General features: G+C 47.3%; 10 protein-coding genes and 3 pseudogenes. 9 read left to right on the forward strand and 4 right to left on the reverse strand.

Annotation, left to right across the window (positions count from 1 at the left end):
- Nucleotides 1–21 precede the first annotated feature (21 nt).
- The 3 genes from ACWXW9_RS02235 to ACWXW9_RS02245 form a co-directional block, all read right to left on the reverse strand.
- The gene (locus ACWXW9_RS02235) at nt 22–540 is read right to left on the reverse strand and encodes an NAD(P)H-dependent oxidoreductase (protein ID WP_494928078.1); all 519 of its coding nucleotides are present in this window, start codon (nt 538–540) and stop codon (nt 22–24) included.
- Between the two features lie 163 nt (nt 541–703).
- The gene (locus ACWXW9_RS02240; RefSeq protein ID WP_494928079.1) at nt 704–1,822 is read right to left on the reverse strand and encodes a GGDEF domain-containing protein; all 1,119 of its coding nucleotides are present in this window, start codon (nt 1,820–1,822) and stop codon (nt 704–706) included.
- A 107-nt stretch (nt 1,823–1,929) separates the two neighbouring features.
- Nucleotides 1,930–4,365: a glycoside hydrolase family 94 protein gene (locus ACWXW9_RS02245; RefSeq protein ID WP_494928080.1), complete on the reverse strand. Its 2,436-nt coding sequence runs from the start codon at nt 4,363–4,365 to the stop codon at nt 1,930–1,932.
- A 224-nt stretch (nt 4,366–4,589) separates the two neighbouring features.
- On the opposite strand from ACWXW9_RS02245, the gene ACWXW9_RS02250 reads away from it, so the two are divergent.
- Together ACWXW9_RS02250 and ACWXW9_RS02255 are read left to right on the forward strand one after the other, a co-directional pair.
- Entirely contained in the window at nt 4,590–5,324 is a 735-nt protein-coding gene (locus tag ACWXW9_RS02250; RefSeq protein ID WP_494928081.1) for a thioesterase II family protein, read from the forward strand.
- Nucleotides 5,325–5,344: 20 nt separating this feature from the next.
- On the forward strand, nt 5,345–6,199 hold the full coding sequence (locus ACWXW9_RS02255) for a sugar phosphate isomerase/epimerase family protein (RefSeq protein WP_494928082.1): 855 nt from the start codon (nt 5,345–5,347) through the stop codon (nt 6,197–6,199).
- A 79-nt stretch (nt 6,200–6,278) separates the two neighbouring features.
- On the opposite strand, the gene ACWXW9_RS02260 is transcribed toward ACWXW9_RS02255, so the two are convergent.
- Nucleotides 6,279–6,647: a DUF423 domain-containing protein gene (locus ACWXW9_RS02260; protein WP_494928083.1), complete on the reverse strand. Its 369-nt coding sequence runs from the start codon at nt 6,645–6,647 to the stop codon at nt 6,279–6,281.
- A gap of 316 nt (nt 6,648–6,963) precedes the next feature.
- On the opposite strand from ACWXW9_RS02260, the gene ACWXW9_RS02265 reads away from it, so the two are divergent.
- From ACWXW9_RS02265 to ACWXW9_RS02295, 7 genes and pseudogenes are all read left to right on the forward strand, one after another.
- On the forward strand, nt 6,964–9,912 hold the full coding sequence (locus ACWXW9_RS02265) for a glycoside hydrolase family 48 protein (RefSeq protein ID WP_494928161.1): 2,949 nt from the start codon (nt 6,964–6,966) through the stop codon (nt 9,910–9,912).
- A 170-nt stretch (nt 9,913–10,082) separates the two neighbouring features.
- Nucleotides 10,083–10,586 carry a ferritin gene (locus ACWXW9_RS02270; protein ID WP_494928084.1) on the forward strand — a complete coding sequence of 168 codons (504 nt, stop codon included), beginning with the start codon at nt 10,083–10,085 and terminating at the stop codon, nt 10,584–10,586.
- Nucleotides 10,587–10,724: 138 nt separating this feature from the next.
- Nucleotides 10,725–10,808 (forward strand): annotated as a pseudogene (locus tag ACWXW9_RS02275) (transcriptional regulator); the annotation flags it as partial.
- Nucleotides 10,809–10,834: 26 nt separating this feature from the next.
- Nucleotides 10,835–11,437, forward strand: a pseudogene (locus ACWXW9_RS02280) (FAD-dependent oxidoreductase).
- A 138-nt stretch (nt 11,438–11,575) separates the two neighbouring features.
- Nucleotides 11,576–12,124 (forward strand): GNAT family N-acetyltransferase, encoded by a 549-nt coding sequence (locus ACWXW9_RS02285; RefSeq protein ID WP_134914796.1) that lies wholly within the window; start codon nt 11,576–11,578, stop codon nt 12,122–12,124.
- 57 nt (nt 12,125–12,181) lie between these two features.
- A pseudogene (locus ACWXW9_RS02290) lies at nt 12,182–13,299 on the forward strand (LLM class flavin-dependent oxidoreductase).
- Between the two features lie 232 nt (nt 13,300–13,531).
- Nucleotides 13,532–15,658, forward strand: a complete 2,127-nt coding sequence (locus tag ACWXW9_RS02295) for a S9 family peptidase (protein WP_494928085.1) — start codon at nt 13,532–13,534, stop codon at nt 15,656–15,658.
- The last annotated feature ends 381 nt before the right edge of the window (nt 15,659–16,039 follow it).

Here is a 16,039-nt window from a genome sequence, read left to right on the forward strand (position 1 = left end):
AAGGGGCATTTTCCAATAGAATTAAGAAGTAACGGTTTGCACGTATCTTTGCGCGGATTGCTCAAGCTCCTCATCGGTCAGAACCCCAGTGCCATATTGCACGAAATAAGGGAGCAATTTGACACCAACCAAGTGGCTTGTAGCTTCGAGGGGTCTCAGCAGTTCTTCGATTGTGTATCTGTTCCGTCCGTCATGTTGATAATTTTCCTCTACACTAGCGGCAGACAGAGCAATCAGTAACTCTTTGCCCTCCAATTTGCCACCTTCGCTTCCATAAGCCCAACCGTAAGTCAGAACCGCATCTTGCCATTTTTTCAGCAGGGAAGGGGTGCTATACCAGTAAAAAGGAAATTGCAGTACAATACGGTCATGCTGCTCCAGCAGTTCCTGCTCTTGAGCTACATTGATTTTCTCATCCGGGTATACTTCATACAGGTTATGAACGGTTACACCCGATTGCTTTTTGAGCTCCTGGACCCATCTTTTGTTAACGCGGGACTCCGCAAGATTAGGGTGGGTTACAATAACAAGTGTTGACATATGAAAAACATCTCCCTTAACTTATTTTATGTAAGTAAATTACGTTATTACATGTAAGTATTATAGTTTCAGCTTATATTCTTGTCAAATGGCTTGTCTTTAAAAAATAAATCCCCGGCAAGCGAGTGCCGGAGAAGTCATCCTGTGAGTATTCTCTGTCGAATTAGGCAATATGATTGAGCGAAACTATCTTATTCTTGCCAGAACGCTTGGCTTGATATAGATAGTCGTCCGCTTCCTGAAAGAACGCATCTTTGTTCATTTCTTCTGTATAGCTTTTCAGCCCAATGCTTACGGTTACGGAAATGTTTTGCTTTTTTTCGTAAAAAGTCATCTTTTCCACTTCGTGCCGGATGTTTTCGGCGATTTGATAAGCTTCTTCAAAGGTATGCTCAAACATCAGGATGGCAAATTCCTCACCACCATAGCGGGCCGCAATATCATTTGCTGTAATCTGCTCTGTAATGATTTGCGAAATGCCCTCCAAAATTTTATCTCCGAACTGGTGCCCATAATTATCATTAATTTTCTTGAAATTATCAATATCCACTAACGCAAGATGGATAATGGCGCCTTGTTCAGCATATTCGAGTGCTTTTTCATAGAAGTTCTGAAAGGACAAATGATTATACAATTTGGTTAATCCGTCGGTCATCGACATTTTGCTTATAATCGCGTTGCTGATCATCAACTCCTGTTGGGCGCGCTGTGTTTTGTACAAATCTACTAACAGATCGCGACCGCTTGCCTGAATAATGAGAGCAATAAAAGTAGACAAAATCAAAAAGGAAGGGATTGCCACGATATCAAAGTCCGACAAATAGGTACGAAATGAACCATCCACTGCCAGTAAAAGAAAAAAAACCACAACTTGCAAGACAAAGGAAAGCCATATCAAGCGACGATTGAAAAACAGGATGGATGAGAAAATAGGCAACAAACACAACGCCGTAATAATTCGGATATCGTAGTTTAGTCGAATGATCGTCCAGCAAATGACCGTGCTCGCTATAAACAGAATCGCGAAAGAATACCTATTACATTTAAAATGAGCTATTTCTGCAAGCAAGTTGGAGCCGCTCATGATCAGCGTCGGAACAATAAGGGTTTCAATGTAAAATTCATAAGGAGAAGCGTGGTAATCAAGAAACAAATAGCAGCCCAACTGGGTGATAGAATGTACGGCAATAATCATCCAGTACAGTAATAACATTTTGCGTACCCAGCGGGCTTGCTTCATTTTGTAATCCATGGTTTGTGTAAGCCGTTTTGTCTTGGTCATGATGTCACCACACTTAATATATCTTTAGCCATTCTCGTATTATAAGATACTATGTGATGAAGTTGAAGCTAATTTTTTAGGAGTCGATTTAGGTGCCAATGTACTTGTCAGCCCAATAGCACTTTAACCTGATGGACAGCACCATCTCCTGCAACCGGCAGAACATTGTCCGTGAGAACAGTCCCATCTATCGTGACTGTAGCTACACCCTTGGATCTATGTTGTGGATTCATGACTTGGATCACGTAGGTATCTCCGCGAAAGACGCGAGTGATTGTAAATTCGTCCCAGGCTGCAGGAATGCACGGGTCAATACGAAGACCATCCCATTCGGGCTGGATACCAAGAATAGACTGGGTAATGGCTACAAAGTTCCACGCGGCTGTGCCAGTCAGCCATGAATTTTTGGCTTCGCCTTCACGAACGGCATCCTTGCCTGCAATCATTTGCGCATATACATACGGCTCGGTACGGTGGATGTCGCTGATGTCCTCCAGGTAGGCAGGAGCAATTTTGCTATACAGCTCAAAAGCGCGATCTCCACGGCCAATCACGGCCTCCGCCATCATAATCCACGGGTTATTGTGACAGAAGATGCCCGCATTTTCCTTGTACCCTGGAGGATAAGAGGATATTTCACCCAGATTGATGTAATAGCGGGAATAAGGCGGATTTTGCAGCACAATGCCATAGGGAGTCTCCAGCCGATCCCGTGTAGAGTCGAGCGCTTTTTGAGCCTGACCTTCCTCAACGCCGATTCCGGCCATCACGCAAAAACCCTGAGGCTCAATGAAAATTTGGCCTTCCTCACAATCCTTGCTACCGACTTTATTCCCATAGTGGTCGTAGGCTCGCAGAAACCAATCCCCATCAAAGCCATGCTCCAACGTGGCGGTCCGCATCCGATCCACATGGGCCTGGGCCGTGGCTGCTTCGTCATCTAATCCTCTACGCTTGCAGAGCTCAATAAAATCTGGCCCTGTATATACGAATAGTCCGGCGATGAATACCGATTCCGCTATGCGACCCTCCAAATTTTGCGTGGTCTGATAGGACTCATCCGGTGTAGCAGAAAAACAATTCAGGTTCAAGCAGTCGTTCCAGTCTGCCCGGCCAATCAGTGGGAGGCCATGCGGGCCGAGATTGTTAACTACATGATAAAAGGATCGCTTCAAATGCTCAAACAGGGTAGCGGTATGCTCTTCATTCCCATCGAAGGGCACCTGTTCGTCCAATATGGAAAAGTCTCCCGTTTCTTTGATATACGCAGCGGTGCCGACAATTAGCCACAGCGGATCATCGTTGAAACCGCCGCCGACCTCGTGGTTTCCTTTTTTGGTTAAAGGCTGGTACTGATGATAAGCCCCGCCGTTATCAAATTGAGTGGAGGCGATATCGATAATCCGTTCCCGTGCTCGCTCCGGTATCTGGTGGACGAAGCCGAGCAAATCCTGATTCGAATCCCGGAAGCCCATACCACGCCCGATACCAGATTCGAAATACGAAGCGGAACGCGACATATTGAACGTAACCATACATTGATACGGATTCCATATATTCACCATCCGGTTCAGCTTGTCGTCGTGGCTCTGAATGGTGTACTTGGAGAGCAGGTTGTTCCAATAGGCCCGCAGCTCACTCAATGCTCGTTCAACATCGGCTTCATCCGCAAATTGTGCAATCATGACATGAGCCTGCTTTTTGTTAATCACGCCAGGAGATTCCCATTTTTCATCCTCCGGATTTTCCACATAACCAAGTACAAAGTTAAGACTCGTTTCTTCACCTGGCTCCAATGTGATTTCGATGCAATGCGATCCTACAGGCGACCACCCGCTGGCAATAGAGTTAGAGGCTTGCCCGGCGGTGACGGTTTGCGGCTGATCCAGCCCGTTGTATAGTCCCAGAAAAGCTTCACGGTCTGTATCGAATCCAGCCATTGGACGATTGACAGAGAAGAAAGCATAGTGGTTGCGGCGCTCACGATATTCCGTTTTGTGATAGATGACAGAGTCCTGTATTTCGACCTCGCCCGTGTTCAGGTTGCGTTGAAAATTGGTCATATCGTCATAGGCGTTCCACAGACAAAATTCCACGAAAGAAAAGACCTTAATCTTTTTAGTCTGATCAGAAGTATTCTGAAGCTTAACCTGATGTACTTCGCCATCAAAGGACAGCGGTACAAAAGCCAACTGCGTCGCACGGATACCGTTACGTTCACCCATGATTGAAGTATAGCCAAGCCCATGTCGGCACTCATACCGATCCAGCTCCCGTTTGACCGGCATCCAGCCCGGTGTCCAGTAATCCCCATCATCATGGATATAAAAATAGCGGCCGCCATTATCGACAGGAATATTGTTGTATCTGTATCGTGTTAAGCGACGTAAGCGGGCATCCCGGTAAAATGCATAGCCGCCGCCTGTATTGGAGATCAGTCCAAAAAATCGTTCGTTGCCTAAGTAATTGATCCAGGGATATGGGGTTTGAGGGGTGTGGATGACATATTCTTGGTTAGCATCATCGAAGAAACCGTACTTCATGGCGCAGAACTCCTCTCGAATTTAAAGAAATGAAAGCAAACACATTATTATATTCAAACCATAGGGCTATTCTTCCTAAAAGAAGCGGTTTCCTGCCTGATGCAAAAGATGCTTGATTTCCCCGACCTTGTTTCTTGAATTTGCAAAATATTTGAAATGGGTAAATATACCTTTTTATGCTAAAATGAAAGAGTAAGGACTTAGCATGGCAGGAGGTTGCAAGGATGGCACCCATCACATTGTTTTTCATTCCATATGCGGGCGGATCGGCATCGGTCAGCTTCAAATGGAAAAAGCTGCTGCTTCCGCACATTAAGCTTGTTCCGCTGGAGCTGGCGGGCAGAGGTATTCGTTCCGGTGAACCGTTAAAGGACAGCATTGAGGAGATGAGCGAGGATTTATTGTTCAAGATCAGTCAAGAAATAGCCCCCGGCGATCCTTATGCCATTTATGGTCACAGTATGGGAACGATGATCGCATTCGAGCTGTATTACAAGCTGGTGGCAGGCGGTTATGGGAAACCTGCTCATCTGTTCGTATCTGGTGGACGGGCACCGCATGTCCCGAGAGATTTCCTGTGGGCCCATGATCTTCCCGCAGAGCAGTTCAGGACGCATTTGCAGCGGTATGGTCAGCTTTCAGAGGCCATTTTTGACAATCGCGAATTGTACGACTATTTTATCCCGGTGCTAAGAGCGGACTTCAAAGCCGTTGAGACGCATGAGTACATGGCCCCAGCCGTACCTTTGAATTGTTCGGTCACAGCCTTGACAGGGCTGACCGATAACACAATGACTTTGCAGGATGCGGAGGCGTGGGGGCAGCATACGGATCAGAATTTTCGTATTTTCACCTTTGATGGAGGGCACTTTTTTATTCATGACGAGGTGGAGAGGATTACGCAAATCATTAATGAGACCTTGGAACGAAGTGCTGTGACAAACAGGATGCAACATTAAAAAAGAAGAGGTGATTGGAAGTGACTGTAGGCGTATTGGCGCATTTATTTGGCAAGTTGCCTTATCGCGAGTTGGCTGCAAAGGTAGGAGCGGCGGGCTTTACTCATGTTCAACTGGCTCCATGGAGAGCGATCAGTGATGTGGACTTTAACAAACCGGGCAAGTTCAGTCCGGGATTGGCACTGTCTATCGCGGAGGCATTCCGTCAGCATGGAGTATCCATATCGGTGCTTGGCTGCTATTTGCATTTTTTTGAAAAGGATGAGGAGCTTCTACGTGAAAATGTAGAGCGCTTTAAAGAGCTGATCCGATACGCAAGCCTGTTAGGGGCACCGATGGTGGCTGCCGAAGTCGGACGTAATGAGGATGGAAGCGCATATACGGAACGAGACTGGAAGGTTGTAAAAGAAGTTGTGCGCGAATTAGCGGACGAGGCGGGAAAATGGGGCGTGTTCGTCGGATTGGAGGCCGCTAACGATCATTTGGTCGGAACGGCGGTAGAGCTGGCTACCTTGCTGGAGGAAGTACCGTCATCCCAGATCGGCGTAGTGATAGATCCAGGCAATCTGCTGAAAACGGAAAATCTGGCACGACAGGATGAAGTCATCCGCGAAGCGTTTCAACTGCTGGGACCCCGGATTATCGCGGCACATGCCAAGGACCGGCGTTTGTCATCGACAGGTGAGATCGAGACCGTACCGCCGGGCTTTGGTGACATGAACTATGGTCTATACATGGAGCTACTGGAACAGTACAAGCCGGGGGTTCACATCATTATGGAGGCCGCGCAGGAGCACCAGATGGCTGAATCCAAACGCTACATCGAGAGCCATCGCTTATCGGCTCAAAAGGCGCAAGAAGTACAGACGAAATAATATTATTCTTTCATATTTGGGAATTGCTCAGGAGATTTGGAAGTTTCTACTTTTCCAAGTCTCTTTTCTTTAGCTTTGTTTAACCCTGCACTACCGCCACAATCACAAGTACCCAACTTGCTAAAAAAGCCACTCCGCCAATCGGGGTAATCGCTCCGAGCTTCTTCACGTCGGACAAGCTAAGAGCATACAAACTGCCGGAGAACAGGAGAATACCTGCTAGCATGACCCAGCCTGCGGTAACAATCAGAGAAGAATGGACCAGATTTCCTGCAACTACTCCGAGAAGAACCAAGCCCAAGCCATGAGCAATATGATATTGGATACCTGTCTGGAATATGCTCATCATATCTGCGGAAAGTCTTTTTTTCAAAGCATGTGCTCCGAAAGCTCCCAGAACTACAGCAAAAAACATCATTATACAACCAAGCACCAGTAAAATTTTCATATTAAACGCCTCCCTGTAAAATCGTACCGATTTCCTGCGATTTCGTCAATTTTCATTAACAAACTCTAAACATATTGATTTTTTCGACTCTCATTTGACGGTGGATATGGTATATTTTTTCCAGGGCCAATGTGAAGCATTTGGAGCTAATGGACAGCGTGTCCTCCACCTTTTTGACGGGAAAGTGAGGTGACGGTGCTGTCTTTTTGTGCTGTCGTTTTTCGGAACAAAAGCTTGTGTAAAGCCAAAATTGATATTGGAGAGGATGGATGTAAAAGTGATCAGCAGAAAATCCGTGTTCAGGAAATCTGTCTCTATGGTCATGTCAGCCATTTTGGTACTTCCGCTAACTTTGGGCATATTTCAAGCCGAACCCGACCGTGCATCAGCCGCAACACCGGAATCCACACGCTTCCTTCAATTGTATAAACAACTGAAGGACCCGGCCAGCGGATATTTTTCCAAGGAGGGTATTCCTTATCATTCGGTTGAAACCCTGATGAGCGAGGCTCCGGACTACGGACATTTAACGACCTCGGAAGCGTATAGCTACTGGATGTGGCTGGAGGTGCTGTATGGCCATTATACCGGGGATTGGGGACATTTGGAATCGGCATGGGATAACATGGAGAAATACATCATTCCTGTTAATGAGGGTGACGGCAAGGAAGAGCAGCCTACCATGAGTAACTACAATCCTAACAGCCCAGCCACCTATGCAGCAGAGTATCCGCAGCCGGATCAATATCCAAGCCGTCTGAGTGGTCAGTATAGCGGTGGCAAGGACCCGCTGGATGCAGAGTTGAAGGCAACCTATGGCAACAATCAGACCTATCTGATGCATTGGCTGCTGGACGTGGATAATTGGTACGGTTTTGGCAATCTGCTGAATCCGTCTCATACAGCGACCTATGTGAACACCTTCCAACGCGGGGAGCAGGAATCGGTTTGGGAAGCCGTCCCGCATCCATCGCAGGATAATCAAAAATTTGGTAAAGCAAATGAAGGCTTTATGAGCCTGTTCACCAAGGAAAATAATGCTCCTGCACAGCAATGGCGCTACACGAATGCCACCGATGCGGACGCACGGGCGGTTCAAGCCATGTATTGGGCTAAAGAGCTGGGGTATGATAACTCCGTGTATTTGAATAAAGCAAAAAAGATGGGAGACTTCTTGCGGTACGGCATGTACGATAAATATTTCCAGAAAACCGGAGGCGCTTCCAATGGAACTCCGGTAGCTGGCACCGGCAAGGATGCGAGCCATTATCTGATGGCATGGTATACGGCGTGGGGCGGCGGGCTGGGCCAAAGCGGCAACTGGGCTTGGCGGATTGGCGCCAGTCATGCGCATCAAGGCTACCAAAATGTAGTCGCAGCCTACGCTTTGTCCGATAAAGATGGCGGATTGATTCCGGATTCGCCAACAGCAGGACAGGACTGGGCGACCTCGCTGAAGCGCCAACTGGAATTTTACACTTGGCTGCAATCCGATGAGGGAGCGATTGCAGGGGGAGCAACGAATAGCTGGGATGGTGCCTATAAGGCGTATCCGGCAGGCACGAGTACCTTTTATGGCTTGGCTTACACGGGGGCTCCGGTATATAACGATCCACCGTCCAACAACTGGTTCGGAATGCAGGCATGGCCAGTCGAACGGATTGCTGAGCTGTACTATATTTTAGCCAAGAAGGGGGATACTTCTTCCGAGCAGTTTAAGATGGCTAAACAAGTGACGGAAAACTGGATTGCATGGTCCAAGAGCTATGTATTTGCCAACGAACGTCCTGTGACGGATGCACAAGGCTATTATTTGGACGCACAAGGCAAACGTATTCTCGGTGGAAAAAATCCGAAAGTGGCCACAACTACAGCTAAAGGTGAGTTCTGGGTACCGAGCAATCTGGAATGGAGTGGAAAACCGGAAACGTGGAGCGGATTTGCCAATTACAAAGGGAATGCCAATCTGCATGTGGTAACGAAGAATCCGGGGCAGGATACGGGAGTGCTGGGCAGTTATGTTAAAGCGCTTACTTTTTTTGCTGCCGGAACGAAAGCCGAAAAAGGTGATTACACCGCACTGGGCAAGGAGGCCAAGGATCTGTCCAAAGCTTTGCTGGATGCAGCTTGGGGCTACAATGACGGCGTAGGCATTACAACGAAGGAAGCACGCGAGGATTATTATCGTTATTTCACGAAAGAAGTGTATATCCCGAACGGTTGGAGTGGTAAAACAGGACAAGGTAACACTATTCCTGGCGCAGATGCTACCGCATCTGATCCGTCCAAGGGTGGTAATGGTACGTATTCCAGCTATACCGATATTCGGCCTAACATCACCAAAGATCCGCAATGGTCTTATCTCAAGGACAAATACACAACCTCTTGGAATAATCAGACGAAAAAATGGGACAAAGGCGCTCCGGAATTTACGTATCACCGTTTCTGGTCCCAAGTCGATATGGCGACAGCTTATGCTGAATATGATCGCCTCATCAACGGTGGTGGAACAACCGAACCGACGGCTCCCAAAGCTCCGGCCAATGTGAAGGCAAACGCCGGGGATGCTCAGGTAACACTGACCTGGAGCAAAGCGACTGGAGCAGACAGTTATACCGTCAAGCGCTCCACAACCAGTGGAGGACCTTATGCCACGGTAGCCACGGTAACGGATAGCACCTACAAGGATACAGGAGTGGTGAATGAAACCACCTATTATTATGTAGCAAGTGCGACCAATTCCCTGGGAACCAGCCCGGATTCTGCCGAGGTCAGCGCCAAGCCGACAGCAACACCCGTTCCGGCTACGGGAGATGTGATTGCCCAATACCGCGTGGGCGACACGAACCCGGGAGATAATCAGATCCGCCCGCTTTTCCGTGTTGTAAACAAGGGGAAAGAGGCTGTTGATCTGAAGACTGTCAAGCTGCGGTATTATTATACAGTGGATGGCGACAAGCCGCAGGAATTTCATTGTGACTATGCACAGCTCGGTAGCGGCAACGTTCAGGGACGTATTGTGAAGCTGGATAAGGCCGTGACGGGTGCAGATTACTATCTGGAAATCTCCTTTGGAGCTGGTGCGGGAAGTCTGGCAGCAGGAGCCAACACGGGGGATATTCAGGTTCGCTTGAACAAAACGGACTGGAGCAATTATAACGAAAGTGATGATTTTTCCTATGATGCGACCAAAACGTCTTATACAGATTGGGACAAAACGCCTCTGTATGTGAACGACCAACGCGTATGGGGTCTGGAGCCTTGAATGTAAAATAAACATTGGGTGAGATGGGCGCAACGCAAGGAGGGGGGAACCTCACATTGTATTGCGCCCGTTTACCATATATTTCTCCGATATTGTATATTCCCGCCGACACTCTTGTGGTACACTAAGATCGCTACATCATTACATATATGACCGAGGTGACCTGAGACATGAAAGACAATTTGGCACAGGCTCTAAATGAGCAAATGAATTTTGAATTTTACTCCGCTCACGTATATCTGGCGATGGCTGCTTATTGCTCCGGCGAAAGTCTGGATGGGTTCGCAAACTTTTTCCTGGTACAAGCTGAAGAGGAACGGTTTCATGCCATGAAGCTGTACAAATATATTAATGATCGCAGAGGACGTGCTACATTGGCTGCATTGCCTGAGCCTAAAAACAGCTACAATTCCATGCTGGATGTGTTCGAGCACGGCTACAAGCATGAGCAGCAAAATACGCAGAAATTTTATCATTTGGCTGACTTGGCTCTGGACGGACGTGAGCATGCGACGATCCATTTCCTGAAATGGTTTATTGATGAGCAAGTCGAAGAGGAAGCTCTGTTCGACAGTGTAATCCAGAAGCTCAAACGGATTGAAAGGGACAGCAATGCCTTTTATATGCTGGACAGTGAGTTTGCCAATCGCACCTTTGTAGCCCCTGCGGAATAAAGCAACATGTATGGGCAAAAAAGTAGAGAAGCCCGGTTTGCGGGCTTCTTTGCTTTTTTTATAATCAGGTATAAGCTTGACACATTAGCCGATTCAAGGATATTACAGACACAATAAGTCTTTAGTTTAGGCGTAGTCATAAAATTTACAAAAGCGACGAATTATGCCCTGCACACCATGCTCATGCTCGTTACTGCTTCGTCGGTTAAGCCGATAGGCGTTTAGCATTTGGCAAGGAGATGAGCATCATGATTTACGATTGTGCTATTATTGGCGGAGGACCCGCCGGATTGAATGCAGCCCTTGTGCTTGGCCGGGCAAGACGAAGCGTGGCTTTAATCGACAACAACCAGCCTAGAAATGCCGTTACATATGCATCGCACGGCTTTATTACGAGAGATGGCGTAACGCCGACCGAGTTCCGTCGCGTTGCTTATGAGGAAGTACTGCGCTATCCGTCTGTCGATCATCTGCAAACCGAGGTGACAAAACTGAATTCGGATTTGAGGTGCTTGATTCGTCCGGCCTTCATCGGCTAAAATGGACAGCTTGAGCATACTCGCTTTACGGATGGAACTCAAGTCTTGAGGGCTGGCGGTTTCGTGGCTCCCAAATTTGTGCAAAGTGCACCGTTTGGGGAACGTTGGGGCTGTGAAAAGCTGGAGTCGGGCGGGATCAGGACGGATGAATCAGGAAGAACCTCAATACCTGGTTTATATGCCGCCGGGGATTTTTCATACTTCATGCCTTCCCAATTGATTTTTGCCGCGGCCGACGGCAGCCGAACCGCTATGTGTGTAAATATGGATTTAACGGAGGAAGATTTTGCAATTCGTGCTCACTTTCGTTAGGTTATCGTTATTTTAAATATACTTATAGAAAAAATTAATTTGTCGCTGGATGGAGAGCATGCTACAGTTATTTTATCTTTTATACCTGATTAAGCAGATAGGATTAATAAATTAATTATACAGGAGAGGCGGGTTAACATGAGCGAAATCTATCGCCTGGCACAACAGGAAGATGCAGAGAGATTGCAGTACGTAACTTATGAGGCGTACGAAACGATTCGGCAGTTGGAGCTTAAATGGCCTGCCGCTCAGGCGGACATTCCTCTCATTCAGGAGAATATTAAAAATAATGACTGCTACGTGCTAGAAGTCGATGGCGTAATTCAGGCTACAGTTAGCCATCTCAAAAATAGAGCTCTTAATTTTATAACGGATCTACCATTTGTCATGTGGTTTGCCGTCGACCCGGCTGCTCAGGGCAAGGGCTACGGACGCAAGCTGCTAAACTGGGTAGAGCAGAATATTATCCGTGATCAGGTGGGAGCTCCTGCCGTTACGCTGGCAACAGCCGAAAAGCATCCCTATCTGCTGTCTATGTATGAGCGTTGGGGGTATGAGCGTATCCATGCGTTTGACCATGGTACAGGAGACGGAACGATGCATTTACTGCGTAAAGTTGTGAATCCCCAATTATTTGAAACGTATATTCGTGAAAAAAACGGAGCAGAGACTGCTAACCGCAATTAGACCCGATGCCCGGGATGGGACGAAGCCGGTTCGTTCTGCGAAAGGGGGTTTCATGAAATGAAGTTTGTTTTATTCAGCCTGATGGCTAATCTGCCTAATGCGATTACCGGGGAAACCTGGAGCTCGCAGCAAAAATTCCAAAATGTAATCAAGCAGGCTGTTCTCGCAGAGGAGCTTGGTTTTGATGAATACGGTGTGGGGGAGCGGCACGGTGCACCTTTTCTGTCATCCTCACCCCCGCTGGTGCTGACCGCTATTGCGGCGAGAACCGAACGGATTCGTCTGCTGACTATGGTAACGGTGCTTAGCGTGCTGGACCCGGTGCGCGTGGCAGAAGACTATGCGACGTTGGATCATTTATCAGGTGGAAGATTAGAGATTATTATTGGTAAAGGCAATGACCCGCGCCATTATCCGTTGTTTGGAATTACGGAGGAAGAACAGTGGGACTCGCTTGCCGAGCGCTATCGTTTGCTCAAACGGCTGTGGAGCGAGGAAGAGGTTACGTGGAAAGGAAGCTATCGCCCTCCGTTGCATCAAGTTACGACACAGCCTCGGCCGTATCAGCAGCATATTCCTATATGGCACGGCAGTGCTTCCAGTACACTATCGACCGAGCTGGCCGCTCAATACGGGGAGCCGATATTTTCCTCGAATTCTTTCCATCCTCAGGCCAAGTATAAAGCGCTTATTGATCATTACCGCGAACGGCTGGCTTATTATGGACATGATCCGGCACAGGCCGTAATTGGTGCCGGAGCAGGGAGTCTGTATCTGGCAGATACGGATGAGGAAGCGATTCGACGTATCGTCCTTATTATGATGCCTACCACTCGACAGCGGCAGCTCAGCACAATCAGTCGCCCTTTACAAGTCTGGAGGATAATATTCGTAACGGTCCTGTTCTGATCGGCTCTGCGGAGAGCGTTCTTGAGAAAATACGGAACTATCATACTGCATTTGGTAATCAGGTACTCAGCATCAGCGTGGACGGGCTAGGTGAGCAAGAGCAGCTCGAACAGTTGCATCGGTTTACCGAGGATATCATACCGGTACTGCGACGGGAAATTCCGAGCGTAATTTGGCAGCATGGGCCGAATCTGGATGTTGGAAGCAGGTCAATTACCGCTGTAAAAAATGATGCGCCACCCATATCTCCTATTTTTCAACTATAGTTGTTGACTGTTCAATCACCTTATCTCATAAAAAGCCTCCGATATAGGAGGCTTTCAGGTCCGTTGCGACCAGCGAGATAGGGTTTTTATTTTGGAAATACATGAAGAAGCAAATTGACAGAGACAAGTAAAAAGAGTAACGTGATTTTTATATCATTTAAATCTTACAAATTTCATCGGATTAATACATTCCTAATCTTATAGAGATCTGATGATTTGAGGAGGAATTGTTTTGAGTGACCCGCAATCCAGTATAACTAAACGCCATATAACAGCAGAGGATTTATACTATCTTCGGTGGGTCAGCGATCCTGCTGTCCATCCCGGTAACGGTGCAGTCGCTTACGTAGAGCGGTATATTAATGAAGACCGGACAGACTATAATTCTGACATTTGGGTTTTGCCATCAGAACAATCCGAGCCGTTGCCCTTCACATATGGGCCGAAAGATGAATCACCTTTCTGGTCACCTGACGGATCACAGCTTGCTTTTCTCCGCACACTGGAAGGTAAACGTCAGGTATGGATCATTCCAGCTCGCGGAGGAGAGGCTCGGCAGCTTACATGGGCAGAGAAAGGCGTTCATTCATTGGCTTGGTCACCGGACGGAGCCTACATATCCTTTGTCGCAAAAACCGCAGAGAGTCTGTCACCCCCAACATCCGGTGCTGGAAAACAGGGGGTACATACACTTCGAACTGTCGAACATGGTCAGATCGGTACATCCAAACAGGGTGTGGAATCGACCCAGCCTCCTTTATCCGCTAGCGCAAACTCTAAAGTGCAGCCAAAAGGACTGGTCGTTAACCGAACAAAAGCCAAGTCAGATGGCTACGGGCTATGGGATGATACACGTAATCACTTATATGTGACTGATGTAAATTCAAGGGACACCGTCCAACTGACGTTCGGCGCGTATGATGTGGCGGAACCTGTCTGGTCGCCGGATGGCAAGCTTATTTTATTCGTGGCCAGAATAGCGGAGCATTCAGAAGAGGATACGGATTTACGCAGGCAGAATGATTTGTTTACGATAGCTCCTGCTATTTCAAAAGGAAATGCGGAAGCACCGCGGAAGCTAACCTGCTCCGAGCTCCAAATCGAGAGTGCCGAATACTCTCCCGATGGTTCAACGATTGCCTTTTACGGACATGATCGACATGCTAAAGACGCGACCCAGACCCGTTTATACATCATCCCTTCGAGTGGTGGACCGGCAGTATGCATTAGTGAAACGCTGGACGCACACCTCGGTAACGCGGGTATGAGCGATATGCGCTCACACCTTCATATAGGGACACCACGTTTTAGTACGGACGGTCAATCCCTGTATACACTTGTAACCCGTGAAGGAAATGTACATGTATATCGGTTTGCATTTGATGGAAGCTTTGCAGTTTTGACGCAGGGAGACAGAGAAATTTATCAGTTCACGCTCACCCCGGATGAGCAGCATATTATTGCAGCTTCAACTCACGTGACATTGCCGGGCGATTTGTTTCGAATTGCGATCTCTTCCGGGACAGAGGAACGGCTGACGCAGGTGAATGGCTCGCTGCTTGGAGAGATCGAGCTAAGTGTGCCTGAGGGCTTTTGGACCGAGGTCGAGAATGGTCGGCGGGTCCAAGGGTGGGTGATGAAACCTGTCGGTTTTGCGGAGGGAGTAACCTATCCCGCTATTTTGGAAATCCATGGAGGCCCCCATGCGATGTATTCCCACTCTTTTTTTCATGAGTTTCAGTTGTTAGCGGCGCAGGGATATGCGGTCATTTACACCAATCCGGGAGGAAGCCGAGGGTACGGCCAGTCTTTTACTAATGTCGTTCTTGGCGACTACGGTGGACGAGATTACACGGACTTGCTGAATGCGGTAGATGAGGCCATTCGCCAGTTTCCATTCATTCATCCAGAACGACTAGGAGTTACAGGTGGGAGCTACGGGGGCTTTATGACTAACTGGATTGTCGGTCACACAGACCGTTTCCGTGCAGCCGTGACCCAGCGCTCCATATCCAACTGGCTATCAATGTATGGCGCGAGCGACATTGGCTACTCATTTACAGAAGACGAGCTTTCCGGAAATCCTTGGGACGATTTCGAGGTCTTGTGGAGACAATCCCCGCTGGCATATGTTAAGCAAATAAATACACCACTGCTTATTTTGCACGGGGAGCAGGATCTTCGTTGTCCCATTGAGCAGGGAGAACAGCTATTTACTGCACTGCGGCGATTGGGGAAATCCACGCAATTTATCCGTTTTCCAGACTCAAGCCATGAGCTTTCACGAAAAGGGCATCCGCAGCTTCGTGTGGAACGACTTCAACGCATTACAAACTGGTTTGTCAAGCACCAGATATAGTACAAAACCCATTGCTTGCACTTACTACACAGAAATTTTTACAAAAATTCATCAAAATTCATTGAAAAATTACAAACAATGCCTGATTTTCAGACCAAAGATGGCATTGTTTGTGTATAATATACTTATACATTACAACGTCATACTTTAATTTACTTTTGTGTTTATAAGACCCTATAAATCTCTATTTATTTATTTTTTTTCTAATTAAAGGAATTTGAAAAAATATTGACATTTTTCGAGTCCATATTTATTATATAATTAAAATATTTCACAATTAATACTTTCTTTTGGAAGAAAATTGCGTTACCTTCGGTATTTTTTTCGACACACTCATCTATGATACTGGATTCTTAGGTCCCAACCTAAGTCTTTAGTCCA

The sequence above is a fragment of the Paenibacillus sp. LT-B23 genome (genome assembly GCF_059417685.1).

What these genes read in the sequence shown, in the direction of transcription:
- ACWXW9_RS02235 (WP_494928078.1), bottom strand. Translation starts at nt 540, where the DNA reads ATGTCAACACTTGTTATTGTAACCCACCCTAATCTTGCGGAGTCCCGC.
- ACWXW9_RS02240 (WP_494928079.1), bottom strand. Translation starts at nt 1,822, where the DNA reads ATGACCAAGACAAAACGGCTTACACAAACCATGGATTACAAAATGAAG.
- ACWXW9_RS02245 (WP_494928080.1), bottom strand. Translation starts at nt 4,365, where the DNA reads ATGAAGTACGGTTTCTTCGATGATGCTAACCAAGAATATGTCATCCAC.
- ACWXW9_RS02250 (WP_494928081.1), top strand. Translation starts at nt 4,590, where the DNA reads ATGGCACCCATCACATTGTTTTTCATTCCATATGCGGGCGGATCGGCA.
- ACWXW9_RS02260 (WP_494928083.1), bottom strand. Translation starts at nt 6,647, where the DNA reads ATGAAAATTTTACTGGTGCTTGGTTGTATAATGATGTTTTTTGCTGTA.
- ACWXW9_RS02265 (WP_494928161.1), top strand. Translation starts at nt 6,964, where the DNA reads ATGGTCATGTCAGCCATTTTGGTACTTCCGCTAACTTTGGGCATATTT.
- ACWXW9_RS02270 (WP_494928084.1), top strand. Translation starts at nt 10,083, where the DNA reads ATGAAAGACAATTTGGCACAGGCTCTAAATGAGCAAATGAATTTTGAA.
- ACWXW9_RS02285 (WP_134914796.1), top strand. Translation starts at nt 11,576, where the DNA reads ATGAGCGAAATCTATCGCCTGGCACAACAGGAAGATGCAGAGAGATTG.